Below are 12075 nucleotides of genomic sequence, written 5' to 3'. Positions count from 1 at the left end.
CAGGCCACTATGCCGATCTTGCCCGGCGGGGACCAGCCCCGGATGCTAAGGGGCCATACGGAGCAACACACCGCAGGCATCATCGCGCGCCTTGATCCGCGGCACGTCCCGGCCAGGCGCACGCTCGAACGCCCTCAGCGCGGCAATGGCGCCGATGAGGCCCGTGTCCGTGGCGAGGTGCATGAATGTTTTGGGCGTATGCGTCGCATAGGGCGCGATGAGGCGGTAGAGCCCGTCGCTCATCAGGCAGACCGTATCGCCCGGTTCGAGAACCAGCTGTTCCGTCTGGAGATTGGCGGCGGCAGCCGGGTCCAGCCCGAAACAGGTGCGGTTCCCGTTGGAGCGGCGCCGGTCTGCCTGCAGCTGGGCGAGCCGCTGTTCCGGCGAAACGGCGAGCAGGCGGCGCGCCGTCACGGTTTCATCCTCCGCCTTGCCGGGTGAGCCGATCAGGGTAACCCGGCGGCCGCGCTGGAGCAGCGCCATGCAGTCGCCCATCCAGGCGAATACGGCCCGGTCGCCGGACTGGTGCATCCACATGCCCGAAGCAATCGGGCGCGCCTCGCCCGGCAGCGTCGCCAGCGGGATGCGCGTCGCGGCTTCGGCGCTGGCCCGGACATCCGCAAGCACCGCAGCGAAATAGGCGGCGGGTGACACGCCCGGCGCCGGCGGTGTCATCAGGCGGTCGCTGAGGGCAGTGGCCATCCAGGCCGCGCCGCTCTCGGCCTGCGGGAACGGGCGCAGGTCGGTGACGTCGGTCGCCCCGTCCAGCGCCCAGGCCGTGCCGGCGGCGGCATCGAAACCGACACGGTCGTCACCGGTCTTGCCGGGCGTGCCCGGATCATTGACGGTTTCGAGGATGTCGATGCGCATGGCTGGCCTCAGACCTGACCGCGCCGGTCCATGCCCTGGCGGTCCAGCATCCAGCCTGGATATTCCGGCTTCAGGGCTGACAGCGCGTCGAGACCGGCGAGGTCCTCGGCAGTCAGTTTCACATTGATGCTGTCCAGGTTGTCGGTCAGCTGCGCCGCCGTGCGGGCACCGATGATGACACTGGTGACGTGGCGCTGGTGCAGCAGCCACGCGAGCGCGACCTGGGCAACGCTGACACCCCGCGCGTCGGCGATCGGCCGCATGGCGTCGATGATGTCGAAGCCCTTGTCCTTGTCCACCGGCGGGAAGTCGAAGACCGTACGGCGGGCATCGTTCGGGCCTGCACCGTCGCGGCTGAACTTGCCTGACAGGAACCCGCCGGCCAGCGGGCTCCAGGGCAGTATGGCGAGGCGCTGGTCGTTCGCCAGCGGCACGACCTCGCGTTCCAGGTCGCGGCCCGCGATGGAATAATACATCTGGCAGCTTTCGAAGCGGGCAAGGCCGCGCTTGTCGGCATAGGCGATGGCCTTCATGATCAGCCAGGCGGGCATGTTGCACAAGCCGACATAACGCACCTTGCCGGAACGGACGACCGCATCGAGCGCCTCGACCGTTTCCTCGATTGGCGTCAGCGGGTCTGTGCCGTGGACCTGGTAGAGATCGATATAGTCGAGGCCGAGCCGGTCGAGACTGGCGTCCACACCGTCCATGATATGCTTGCGTGACAGGCCCGAAATGTTGCGGGCCTGCTTTTCACGGCGCTCCGCTTCGGCCTTTTCCACGTCGGATCCATCATCCGGCACCACCATGGAGACCCGGCCGAACACCTTGGTGGCAACGACGATTTCGTCGCGCGGCAGGTTATTGTTGCGGATGGCCTGGCCCAGCATGCGCTCTGACACGCCGGCAGAATAGACATCGGCCGTGTCGAAGAAGTTCACCCCGGCATCAAATGCCGTCCTGACCAGCGTGTCGGCTTCGTCCTGCTTCTGCTCGCCGACGAATTTCCAGATACCGCCTTCGCCGCCGAACGTCATCGTGCCGAGGCAGATGCGCGAGACGACCAGTCCCGTGCGTCCGAGTTTTGTATAGATCATGGGGCCGCCTTCCCTGCTGCTGCCTGCAGCGCAGATAGGTTCGCCATCAAGGGTGAGCAACCAGCGCCCGGCCGGATTCGACCGGGCCGCCTGGAGTCAGGCCGTTTCGGCCGCCGCGGAAACGCGCTTGCGCTCGGCCAGCATGCGGCCCCATTCGCGGAACGGGTGCAGGATCAAGGCAATGACATTGTTGTCGGGATTGTTGCCAATGCCGGTCGGCACGGCGATGGCGGAGCCTGGATTGTAGTACGTGCCGAACATCAGGTCGAAGAAGGGAAAGATCGACGCGAAATTCTTGTCATATGCCGCTTCCACCTCGGCATGATGCCAGCGGTGCAGTTGTGGCGAGACGATCACATGGCGCAGGAAGCCGTGATTCCAGTCAAGCCGTGCATGGACATAATGCTGGTGCAGGCCCTGGAGCAGCGCCAGGCCGAAGATTTCGCGGATACCGAAACCGAGCCAGGTCGAGCTGAACACCATGCAGGCGGCGATCACGAACTGTTCGATGAAATGGCCGCGCGACCAGGACAGGAAGTGCAGCTCGGGATCGGAATGATGAACGGCATGGGCGGGCCACAGCCAGCTCGTGTGCAGCCAGCGGTGCACCCAGTACATGCTGAAATCGTAGACCAGCAGTGCCACCAGCGCCTTCAGCACGAATGGCACGTGGGTCCACGCCGTTTCCGGCAGGACCGGCAGGCCGACCGTGTGGTAAAGTGAAATGAGGGGTACGATTGTCAGGAGGTAGAGAACGCCGTTCAGGCCGCCAATATGCAGCATCAGCACGTTGGTGAGCGCGCTTTGGCGCAATTCGGGGCTCCATTTGAAGGCGTCACGCCCGCGCGACACGAAAGCCAGCAGCGTGAACACGACCATCAATACGACATAAGTCGCCGCCTCGATTGCCAGGCTGGCCATCATCCCGTCCATCTCACCACACTCCGGTATTCTTCTTTTTATGCCGGTTGTGTATCAGTTCAGACGTAATAAATGCTTAAACGCGGCAGGGCGGGCCTATCCAGCCAATGACAACAGCAATCGGGGACTGGCGCACGGACCCACACTTGATACAGGTTAAACCCGTGTAAAAGCGACGCATTACCCCTTGAGCGCAGGGATCGGCTCACCATATCGCACCCAGAACAGGTGAGCGGCTTTAAACTCCGTCCTCGCCGTCTCATATGAACCCTTGAGAGCCACTGGCTTCCGGGGCTGCTGAGCAGACCGAACCAAACCTGGCCCGTGGCGGCTAAATAAAGAGAGACAGAAGACATGAGCAAAATTATCGGTATCGACCTTGGGACCACGAACTCCTGCGTCGCCGTCATGGAAGGCGGCACAGCGAAAGTCATCGAGAACGCCGAGGGCCAGCGCACCACGCCGTCCGTCGTCGCCTTCACGGAAAGCGGCGAACGCCTGATCGGCCAGCCGGCCAAGCGCCAGGCCGTCACCAACCCCGATTTCACCTATTATGCGATCAAGCGCCTGATCGGCCGGACGTACAACGACCCGACCGCCCAGAAAGACAAGGCCATGTCGCCCTTCGGCATCGTCGAGGGCAAGGCAGGCGACGCCTGGGTCAAGGGCCGCGACACTGACTATTCCCCGCAGGAAATTTCCGCCTTCATTCTCACCAAGATGAAGGAAACCGCTGAGGACTATCTCGGCACGCCGGTCACGCAGGCCGTCATTACCGTTCCAGCCTATTTCAACGACGCCCAGCGCCAGGCCACCAAGGATGCCGGCAAGATTGCCGGTCTCGAAGTGCTGCGCATCATCAACGAGCCGACAGCCGCTGCCCTCGCCTATGGCCTGGACAAGGGCGAGAACAAGACGATCGCCGTGTATGACCTTGGTGGGGGTACATTCGACGTCTCGCTGCTCGAAATCGGTGACGGCGTGTTCGAAGTCCTGTCGACCAATGGCGACACATTCCTCGGTGGTGAAGACTTTGACCTTCGCATCGTCGATTTCCTCGCAGGCGAGTTCAAGAAGGACCAGGGCATCGACCTGAAGACCGACAAGCTCGCCCTGCAGCGCCTCAAGGAAGAAGCCGAGAAGGCCAAGAAGGAACTTTCGTCTGCCAATCAGTACGAAGTGAACCTGCCCTTCATCACGGCTGACGCCACCGGCCCGAAACACCTCAACATCAAGCTGACACGCGCCAAGCTCGAAAGCCTTGTCGACGACCTCGTCAAGCGCACCATCGAACCGTGCAAGAAAGCCCTGAAAGACGCCGGCAAGACGGCTGCCGACATTGACGAAGTCGTCCTCGTTGGCGGCATGACCCGCATGCCCGCCGTGCAGGAAGCGGTGAAGAAGTTCTTCAACCGCGAGCCGCACAAGGGCGTGAACCCGGATGAAGTCGTTGCCCTCGGCGCGGCGATCCAGGGCGGCGTGCTGCAAGGCGACGTGAAAGACGTGGTCCTGCTCGACGTGACCCCGCTCTCGCTCGGCATTGAAACGCTGGGCGGCGTGTTCACACGTCTCATCGACCGCAACACGACGATCCCGACCAAGAAAAGCCAGATCTTCTCGACCGCTGACGACAATCAGGGTGCCGTGACGATCAAGGTTGCCCAGGGCGAACGTGAAATGGCGGCCGACAACAAGCAGCTCGGCCAGTTCAACCTCGAAGGCATCCCGCCGGCCCCGCGTGGCCTGCCGCAGATCGAGGTCACGTTCGACATCGACGCCAACGGCATCGTGTCGGTCTCGGCCAAGGACAAGGCCACCGGCAAGGAACAGGCCATCACCATCCAGGCTGATGGCGGCCTGACGGACGAGGACATCAAGAAAATGATGGCCGATGCCGAAGCCAATGCCGGCGCCGACAAGGCGCGCCGTGAACTGGTCGAAGCCAAGAACAATTCCGAAGCCCTGATCCACCAGACCGAAAAGCAGGTCGAGGAACATGGCGACAAGGTCTCTGACGAGGTGAAAGCCGAAATCGAGAAGGCCGTGGCGGAACTCAAGACAGCCCGCGAAGGCGACAATGTCGGTGACATCCAGGCCAAGCATCAGGCCCTGATGACTGCCGCAATGAAACTTGGCGAAGCCATCTACGCCAACCAGCAAGAGGCCGAGGCTCATACCGACGCCGCGGCTGATGCGTCCGCTGACAGCGACGATGTTGTCGATGCGGACTTCGAAGAAGTCGACGACGCCAAGAGCGCGTAACCTTCAGATTCCTCCCAGAATCGAGAAACCCGCCGGAGCAATCCGGCGGGTTTCCTTTTGACTCGGGGAATCAGGACATGTGCGCGACACCCAGCCGCTAAGGCAGGAACCGCACGCCAAGCAGCGTGCCCTTCTGCCAGACCTTCTGGCAGGCATGGCGTTGGGACTGCCTGCTGTTCGGGTGCGCCACCAGGAGCCCGAAATACTCCGGCGGCACCCAGACATCCTTGAGCACCAGAAGCGCGCCCGACAGCGACATGTCGCGGATCGTCACATCAAAGGTGCTCGCGTGATTGCTCAGCTCGATGCGCCCGCCTTTCAGCGTGCGGCGGCGAAACGAATCGCGATCCACATGCGGCGGTTCGCTCGGTAAGGCATTCATGACTTGGTCCATAGGCCACTTACGCGCGCCTCAATGGATCCGTTCCGCGCCGAACGCAGTTACCGCCTGTCCCCACAACCGGCCGGGCAGGCCTGAATGGGGGTCCGGTCACAGCCATTCAGGCCCTCGCACGCACCGGCGCAGGGGCAGGTGCCAGCTACATCGTCACCACGACCTTGCCCATCGCCTTGCGGTCCATCAGCTCGCGGATCGCGTCTGCCGCCTGGGCGATCGGGTAGGAACTCGAGATGTGCGGGCGGATCTTGCCTTCGGCGTACAGCTTGAACATGTCGGCGCAATTGGCGGCATGGCCCTTCGGGTTGCGCGCCACGGCCGCGCCCCAGAACACGCCGCGAATGTCGCAGCTTTTCAGCAGGGTCAGGTTCAGCGGGATTTTCGGGATGCCGGCCGGGAAACCGATCACGAGATAGCGCCCTTCCCAGTTCATTGCCCGCACGGAAGGCTCGGCATAGTCACCGCCGACAGCGTCATAGATGATGTCGACACCGCCGCCGCCGGCTTCCTTGATGTCTTCGGACAGCTGCTTCTGCTGGGCCCGGTCGAGGCTGCCTGTCGGATAGATCAGGCCCTTGTCGGCGCCCTTGGACAGGCAGAAGTCGACCTTTTCCTGCGTCGAGCAGGCCGCAATCACGGTCAGGCCCATCGCCTTGCCGAGTTCCACGGCCGCAATGCCGACACCGCCCGCCGCGCCCAGCACCAGCAGGGTTTCGCCCGGTTTCGGATCGGCCCGGTCCTTCAGGGCATAATAGCTCGTTCCATAGGTCAGGATGAAGGCGGATGCCTCGTCGAACGGCATCGCATCGGGGATCTTCATCACGCCGTGGGCCGCCGCAACGGCATATTCGGCCATACCGCCGCTGCCGGTCGAGCCGAGGACCCGGTCGCCGGGCTTCACATGGGTCACCCCCTCGCCGACGGCCTTGACGATACCGGCAACCTCGCCGCCCGGGCTGAACGGCCGCGGCGGCTTGAACTGGTAGAGATCCTGGATCATCAGCACGTCGGGAAAGTTCACCCCGCACGCCTTCACCTCGATCAGGACCTGGTTCTTGCCGGCTTCCGGCATGGCCACATCCTCGACCACGAGCATGTCGGGCCCGCCCACTTCTTTCGACAGTACAGCCTTCATGTTCTGGCTTCCTTACCTTGTTGTTTCTGTTGCCAGACGGTAGCGGTGTGGCAGGCATAATCCAAGCGTGACGTAGGGGAGACGGCCACTATGGCGAACAAATGGGCGCTTGTCCTGCATGGCGGAGCCGGGCCGATTTTCGGCCAGGACTATTCGGCGCAGGAAAAACATATCACGGGCCTGCTGAAGGATGGCGCCAAGCGCCTCGGCAAAGGCGATGCGGCCGTTGACGTGGTCGAGGCCCTCGTGGCCGCCATGGAGGCCTCCGGCCTCTACCTCGCCGGCAAGGGGGCTGCACCGAACCTGGCGGGTGAATTCGAGCTCGACGCCGCCATCATGGACGGGCGCACCCGCAATGCCGGCGCTGTCGGCGCCGTGCAGGGCATCCGCAGCCCGGTCGCCGCAGCCCGCCTCGTGATGGACCGCACGCCAAACGTGCTGATCGCGGCGGATGGCGCCCGCCGCCTGGCCGAAGCGGCCGGGCTCGCCACGGTGAGCGACCCGGACACCTACTACACCCCGATTGACGAGCGCACCCGCCAGATCGGCGCACCGGACATCGGCACGGTCGGCGCGGTCGCCCTCGACCGCTATGGCGACATGGCTGCTGCGACCTCCACGGCCGGCGTGATGAACAAGACGCCGGGCCGCCTTGGCGACACCCCGGTGATCGGGGCCGGCACCTGGGCCGACGAGCGCTGTGCCATCTCCTGCACCGGGCTTGGAGAGTATTTCATCCGTGCCAATGCCGCCGCCGACGTTTCGGCCCGCATCCGTTATGGCGGCACCGCCCTCGTGCCGGCCGTGCAGGGGGCGCTCGACGACGTCAAACGCCTCGGCGGTGAAGGCGGCATCATCGCGGTCTCGGCGAATGGCGACATGGCCGCCTTCTTCAATTCAGGCGGCATGAAGCGCGGCATGACCGATTCCGAAGGCCGGTTCGAGGTGGCGACATTCCTGTGACAGCCCTGTTCTGGATCCTGATCGGCCTCGTGCTCTTTGCCTTCATCCTCGCCGTCCAGATGCGGATGGTGATCTCGGTTGCCCTGCGCCGGGCGCTGGCGGCCCAGTCCGGCGGCCTGCCCGGCGACACGGCCTACCGGCTGGCCGTCGTCGAAGCCGCCGGCCCCTCCCCTGCCAGCGAGGCCGCACTGCACCTCGCGCGCACCTATCCCAAGCCCCTCTCGCAGCTGCGCCTCGCCCGGCGCACCTGCCTTCTGGCCCCACTCGTCGTCCTGCTTGTACTCGTCGCCGGACGGTTTGCCTTCGGAGTGATCTGACATGCGCGGTTATTTCTCGATCGGTTCGGAGCGCATTTCCAAGCCGATGAATCTCGGCGCCCTGATGCGCACCGCCAATGCGTTTGGCGCCAGCTACGTGTTCTCGATCGATGCCGAGCACCGCCTGCGCGACGCCTACCAGGCCGATACATCAAAGTCCGCCGGGCAGATTCCGTATTACCAATGGGATTCGGTCGACGAGATGCAGATGCCCAGGGGCTGCCAGCTTGTCGGCATCGAACTCACCGACGACGCGGTGATGCTGCCCACGTTCCGCCATCCGCCGCAGGCCGCCTACATTCTCGGGCCCGAGAAGGGCAACCTGTCAGACGAGATTCTGTCGCGCTGCGCCCATGTCGTGAAGATACCGACCAAGTTCTGCATCAATGTCAGCCTCGCCGGCGCGATGGTCATGTACGACCGCCATCTCTCGATGGGCGGCTATGCCCCGCGCCCGATCATGCCCGGCGGTGTCGGCGGTGACGGCAAGACCGCCAAGCAGCGCCGCGGCTAGACCTGGATTACCCGCGACAGGCTAAATATCTTGTGATACGCCTTAAGTGCGAATTCTTGAGGGGTCGGACTATGCAAGGTGAAATCAACTGGCCGGTAAAGGCGCGCGACCTTCACAGTCATCACCTCGATTCCACGATCTGGGACGATTTCAGGTTCCGCGACGACGACATCATCATCGCGACCTATGGCAAGGCCGGCACCAGCTGGACCCAGCAGATGATCGCCCAGATGATGTTCGGCGGCGACCCGGAACTGGCGGTCGCCGAAATGTCACCCTGGCTCGACCTGCGCGTGCCGCCGAAACAGGTGAAGCTGCCCGAAGTCGAAGCGCAAACACATCGCCGGTTCCTGAAAACCCACCTGCCCGTCGACGCGCTCGTCTTCTCGCCCCAGGCCAAGTACATCTATATCGGCCGCGATGGCCGGGATGTCGTCTGGAGCCTCTACAACCACCACGCCAACGCCAACGATCTCTGGTACGACGCCCTCAACAATACGCCGGGCCGTGTCGGTCCGCCGATTGACCCGCCGCCTGCAGACATCCGCCAGTACTGGCATGACTGGATGGACCGGGACGGCTATCCGTTCTGGGCGTTCTGGGAAAATGTCCGCAGCTGGTGGGCAGTCCGCGACCTGCCGAATGTCATGATGATCCACTTCGCGGACCTGAAACGCGACATGCCGGGCGAGATGCGGAAGATTGCCGCCTTTCTCGATATCGAGATCGACGAAACCCGCTGGGACACGATTGTCGAATATTGCTCGTTTGACTGGATGAAGGCGCACGCCACGAAAAGCGTGCCCCTCGGCGGCGCCTTCTGGGATGCCGGCGCCGAAGTCTTCATCAACAAGGGCGTCAACGGGCGCTGGAAAGACACGCTGACAGCCGACGAGAGCGCCCGCTACGAAGCCCGGGCAAAGGCGGAACTCGGCGAGGCCTGCGCGCACTGGCTGCAATCGGGAGAGCGGGCCTGAACCGCCAGCGGTTGGGCCTCAGGCGCCCAGCAGCCGCTGGATCACGCCCATGACACCGGTAAACCGCAACCCGCCATCGCGTACCGCAAGCGCATAGCAAACCTCACCCGGATCGCCGATCGGCTGGTGCGTATCGTCCGGCCCCTTCACGGCAAGGTCGCCGGGGCCATAATTGCCGGACGCATCGCTGAAGCCGCCCGTCACCACCAGCGTGTATTCGCTGCCGGCATGGGTGTGGCGCGGCACGGCGGCGCCGGGCTGGATCTTGTACAATTCGACCTCGGCTTCGCTGCCAACGTCCAGCGACAGGCGGCGAATGCCGGGCGCGGCCATCTTCCAGCCCCGGGCAGCGGCAGCCGCCAGGGCAAAGTCGCGCAGCTGGTCCGGCAGGATTTCAAGCCCGTCGTCCAGGGCCTGCGGCGGCGGCGCAGAAGGCGTGTCCGGGGCGAGCGCATCGATCAGCGCCAGCGCCCTGTCTGCCGCGCCGGGTGTCAGTTCAACGACGTCACTGGTCTCCAGCAGCGCACCAGCGATTGACTCGCTTGCCGCAACGGCCTCGCGGACATCGGCCCGCAGCGCGCCCTGTGTCTCGACAAGGAGTGCAAACCCCGGATCGAGGCGGCCCGCGGCATAGGCGCTGTAGAACTCGCTGTAACGTGGCATGGCATTGCTGCTCATCGAACGGCCCCCGTGGCCGGGAAGGTCAGGTCAGAATTCATTGTCCAGCCCTCCTCTCAGGCGCTCAAACGCAAGCCGTATGCGGCTTTTTACGGTACCCAACGGCAAATCGAAAGCCGCGGCGATCTCGGAGTGCGACAGGCCATCGTAAAAGGCGGCCTGCAGCAGTTTCAACTGCGCTTCCGGCAGGTTGGCCAGTTCGGCACGAACACGTTCCTCCATCTGGCCGCGCGAGACCACCATGTCCGGCTGTTCGGCCTCGGGCGGGCGCAGCATGGGCTCGTCGGGCTCGAGGGCCGGCCGGGTCGTCCGGCGCTGGGCATCGATGCGGCGGTTGCGGGCGACCCGGAATATCCAGGTCGAGACGGATGCCTTCTTGCGATCATACATGCCGGCCTTGCGCCAGACCGTGACCATCACTTCCTGCGCCAGTTCCTCTGCTTCGGAATCGCTCGCGCCGAGGCGCATCATGTAGCCTTTCAGGCGCGGCGCATAGAAGGCAAAGAGGTCCCCGAAGGCGTCACGGCACTGGTCGGATGCGATGCGCGCCATGCAGTCGGCATGGTGCTCACGCTGCTGCGTATCGACGGTGCGGACACTTGCATCGCTCAACAGGCCTGTCCTTCGGTTCCGGTTGCCCAGTATCTTCTGTGCACTATCGCGGCGCAACCAGTGCGATTAAATTCACGTCACGGGTGCCAGTGGCGCTCTCGTCGTAGTTTGGCCTTAACTCTGATGGCATAGTTGACGGGTTGAACACGTAGCGGGGATTCAATTTCTGATATGATGCAATATATGATTCGTCTCAATCGCCTCCTGATTCCGGCGCTGCTGGCGGCAATCGCCGTCCCGTGCGCCAGCGCCGCCCCGACCGCCGTCGGGCGCTACAATGACTGGTCCGTGTTCACCGAACAGTCCGGCAATGACACGATCTGCTATGCAGCCACCAGCGCCACCGACAAGGCGCCCCGCTCGGCCGATCATGGCGAAGTCTGGTTCTACGTGTCGAGCTGGAAATCCGGCCGCGCCCGCAACCAGCCAAGCCTGAAGGTCGGGTTTGACCTGCGCGAGCAACTCGCCCCGAAGGCGAGTGTCGGCCGCTCGTCCTGGACACTGTTTGGTGTCGGCCAGGAAGCGTTTGCCGACGATGACGATGACCGGCGCATAGTCGAGGCCCTCAAGAAGGGCTCGGAACTGCGTGTCGAGGCCGTCTCCGCCCGCAATACGGCGGTTGCCTACCATTTCTCGCTGAAGGGATCGGCTGCCGCCATCGACAAGGCCGCCGCCGCCTGCCGCTAGGCATCCGGCAGGACGAACTGGTCCTTGTTCAGGCCTTCGGCCTTGCGATAAGGGGCGAGAATCTGCGGCAGGTCGGTTGCAAAATCACCGCTGGTGCGCACCGGGCCCGCCAGGCGCACCGTGCGGCTGCCATAATCGAGCACGGACATCAGCAGCGGCACACCGGCCGAATGGGCGATATGGTAATAGCCGCTCTTCCAGTCTGCATTGCGCTCGCGGGTGCCTTCCGGGGCAATCGCCAGGAACAGGCTGTCAGCCGCCTCAAACGCCGCCGCCATCTGGCTGACGACATCCCGCGATTTCGACCGTTCGACCGGGACACAGCCCGAGCGCTTCACCAGCCAGCCGAACGGGCCGGTCGTCAGCGACTTCTTGCCCATGTAGCTGAGCTTCACGCGGTACCAGCCGGCAACTGCCAGCATGTTGACCCCGTCCCAGTTCGACGTGTGCGGAGCCGCCAGGATCACCATCTTCGGGTCCGGCGGCCAGTCGTCTGGCAGGCGCCATCCCGCGAGGCGCAGATAGGTGCCGCAGAACCAGTGCACCAGTTCCGACCCCATGCCGCGATAGCGCGAGGGTTGTCCGAAACGCCTTGCGCGGCCTGCTGTCAGGGGATCAGGAATCGACATCGCGACACGTTCCACA

Annotated in this window: 14 protein-coding genes; 6 read left to right on the top strand and 8 right to left on the bottom strand. The window is 64.0% G+C overall.

Annotated features, from left to right (window positions below):
* Positions 1 to 45: 45 nt before the first annotated feature.
* The 3 genes from HJO_RS09950 to HJO_RS09940 form a co-directional block, all read right to left on the bottom strand.
* Positions 46 to 870, bottom strand: coding sequence for a protein phosphatase 2C domain-containing protein (locus tag HJO_RS09950; protein WP_035616571.1), 825 nt, complete (start codon positions 868 to 870; stop codon positions 46 to 48).
* An 8-nt stretch (positions 871 to 878) separates the two neighbouring features.
* Positions 879 to 1967, bottom strand: coding sequence for an aldo/keto reductase (locus HJO_RS09945; protein WP_035616569.1), 1089 nt, complete (start codon positions 1965 to 1967; stop codon positions 879 to 881).
* A 96-nt stretch (positions 1968 to 2063) separates the two neighbouring features.
* Positions 2064 to 2900 carry a sterol desaturase family protein gene (locus HJO_RS09940; RefSeq protein ID WP_035616568.1) on the bottom strand — a complete coding sequence of 279 codons (837 nt, stop codon included), beginning with the start codon at positions 2898 to 2900 and terminating at the stop codon, positions 2064 to 2066.
* A 342-nt stretch (positions 2901 to 3242) separates the two neighbouring features.
* On the opposite strand from HJO_RS09940, the gene dnaK reads away from it, so the two are divergent.
* The gene (gene dnaK / locus HJO_RS09935) at positions 3243 to 5150 is read left to right on the top strand and encodes a molecular chaperone DnaK (RefSeq protein ID WP_035616567.1); all 1908 of its coding nucleotides are present in this window, start codon (positions 3243 to 3245) and stop codon (positions 5148 to 5150) included.
* A gap of 97 nt (positions 5151 to 5247) precedes the next feature.
* On the opposite strand, the gene HJO_RS09930 is transcribed toward dnaK, so the two are convergent.
* Complete coding sequence (locus HJO_RS09930; RefSeq protein WP_035616566.1) at positions 5248 to 5544, bottom strand: PilZ domain-containing protein; 297 nt, start codon at positions 5542 to 5544, stop codon at positions 5248 to 5250.
* A 145-nt stretch (positions 5545 to 5689) separates the two neighbouring features.
* The gene (locus tag HJO_RS09925) at positions 5690 to 6682 is read right to left on the bottom strand and encodes an NADPH:quinone oxidoreductase family protein (protein WP_035616565.1); all 993 of its coding nucleotides are present in this window, start codon (positions 6680 to 6682) and stop codon (positions 5690 to 5692) included.
* A gap of 90 nt (positions 6683 to 6772) precedes the next feature.
* On the opposite strand from HJO_RS09925, the gene HJO_RS09920 reads away from it, so the two are divergent.
* From HJO_RS09920 to HJO_RS09905, 4 genes are all read left to right on the top strand, one after another.
* On the top strand, positions 6773 to 7645 hold the full coding sequence (locus HJO_RS09920; RefSeq protein WP_035616564.1) for an isoaspartyl peptidase/L-asparaginase family protein: 873 nt from the start codon (positions 6773 to 6775) through the stop codon (positions 7643 to 7645).
* Positions 7642 to 7962, top strand: coding sequence for a hypothetical protein (locus HJO_RS09915; RefSeq protein WP_035616563.1), 321 nt, complete (start codon positions 7642 to 7644; stop codon positions 7960 to 7962). Before HJO_RS09920 ends, HJO_RS09915 begins: the two co-directional genes overlap by 4 nt.
* 1 nt (position 7963) lies before the next feature.
* Positions 7964 to 8476 (top strand): RNA methyltransferase, encoded by a 513-nt coding sequence (locus HJO_RS09910; RefSeq protein ID WP_035616562.1) that lies wholly within the window; start codon positions 7964 to 7966, stop codon positions 8474 to 8476.
* Between the two features lie 71 nt (positions 8477 to 8547).
* Positions 8548 to 9453, top strand: coding sequence for a sulfotransferase domain-containing protein (locus tag HJO_RS09905; protein WP_035616561.1), 906 nt, complete (start codon positions 8548 to 8550; stop codon positions 9451 to 9453).
* Positions 9454 to 9471: 18 nt separating this feature from the next.
* Here the strand turns inward: HJO_RS09905 and HJO_RS17760 are convergent, their stop codons facing one another.
* Together HJO_RS17760 and HJO_RS09895 are read right to left on the bottom strand one after the other, a co-directional pair.
* The gene (locus HJO_RS17760; protein WP_162173819.1) at positions 9472 to 10116 is read right to left on the bottom strand and encodes a ChrR family anti-sigma-E factor; all 645 of its coding nucleotides are present in this window, start codon (positions 10114 to 10116) and stop codon (positions 9472 to 9474) included.
* Positions 10117 to 10161: 45 nt separating this feature from the next.
* On the bottom strand, positions 10162 to 10743 hold the full coding sequence (locus HJO_RS09895) for a sigma-70 family RNA polymerase sigma factor (protein ID WP_241764715.1): 582 nt from the start codon (positions 10741 to 10743) through the stop codon (positions 10162 to 10164).
* Between the two features lie 183 nt (positions 10744 to 10926).
* Between HJO_RS09895 and HJO_RS09890 the strand changes: the two genes are divergently transcribed.
* Positions 10927 to 11430 (top strand): invasion associated locus B family protein, encoded by a 504-nt coding sequence (locus tag HJO_RS09890; protein ID WP_035616787.1) that lies wholly within the window; start codon positions 10927 to 10929, stop codon positions 11428 to 11430.
* On the opposite strand, the gene HJO_RS09885 is transcribed toward HJO_RS09890, so the two are convergent.
* Positions 11427 to 12059 carry a 1-acyl-sn-glycerol-3-phosphate acyltransferase gene (locus HJO_RS09885; RefSeq protein WP_051618486.1) on the bottom strand — a complete coding sequence of 211 codons (633 nt, stop codon included), beginning with the start codon at positions 12057 to 12059 and terminating at the stop codon, positions 11427 to 11429. The genes HJO_RS09890 and HJO_RS09885 overlap by 4 nt on opposite strands.
* Between the last annotated feature and the right edge of the window lie 16 nt (positions 12060 to 12075).

This window comes from Hyphomonas johnsonii MHS-2 (assembly GCF_000685275.1).
Taxonomy (GTDB): Bacteria; Pseudomonadota; Alphaproteobacteria; order Caulobacterales; family Hyphomonadaceae; genus Hyphomonas; species Hyphomonas johnsonii.
The sequence above is the reverse complement of the archived record's forward strand: the minus strand, read 5'-3'. Positions and strand labels throughout refer to the sequence as shown.

Bases quoted from the DNA above. Each gene is read 5' to 3' on its own strand.
- HJO_RS17760 (WP_162173819.1), bottom strand. From the start codon at position 10,116: ATGCCACGTTACAGCGAGTTCTACAGCGCCTATGCCGCGGGCCGCCTC.
- HJO_RS09890 (WP_035616787.1), top strand. From the start codon at position 10,927: ATGATTCGTCTCAATCGCCTCCTGATTCCGGCGCTGCTGGCGGCAATC.
- dnaK (WP_035616567.1), top strand. From the start codon at position 3,243: ATGAGCAAAATTATCGGTATCGACCTTGGGACCACGAACTCCTGCGTC.
- HJO_RS09920 (WP_035616564.1), top strand. From the start codon at position 6,773: ATGGCGAACAAATGGGCGCTTGTCCTGCATGGCGGAGCCGGGCCGATT.
- HJO_RS09910 (WP_035616562.1), top strand. From the start codon at position 7,964: ATGCGCGGTTATTTCTCGATCGGTTCGGAGCGCATTTCCAAGCCGATG.
- HJO_RS09925 (WP_035616565.1), bottom strand. From the start codon at position 6,682: ATGAAGGCTGTACTGTCGAAAGAAGTGGGCGGGCCCGACATGCTCGTG.
- HJO_RS09885 (WP_051618486.1), bottom strand. From the start codon at position 12,059: ATGTCGATTCCTGATCCCCTGACAGCAGGCCGCGCAAGGCGTTTCGGA.
- HJO_RS09940 (WP_035616568.1), bottom strand. From the start codon at position 2,900: ATGGACGGGATGATGGCCAGCCTGGCAATCGAGGCGGCGACTTATGTC.
- HJO_RS09945 (WP_035616569.1), bottom strand. From the start codon at position 1,967: ATGATCTATACAAAACTCGGACGCACGGGACTGGTCGTCTCGCGCATC.
- HJO_RS09930 (WP_035616566.1), bottom strand. From the start codon at position 5,544: ATGGACCAAGTCATGAATGCCTTACCGAGCGAACCGCCGCATGTGGAT.
- HJO_RS09905 (WP_035616561.1), top strand. From the start codon at position 8,548: ATGCAAGGTGAAATCAACTGGCCGGTAAAGGCGCGCGACCTTCACAGT.
- HJO_RS09950 (WP_035616571.1), bottom strand. From the start codon at position 870: ATGCGCATCGACATCCTCGAAACCGTCAATGATCCGGGCACGCCCGGC.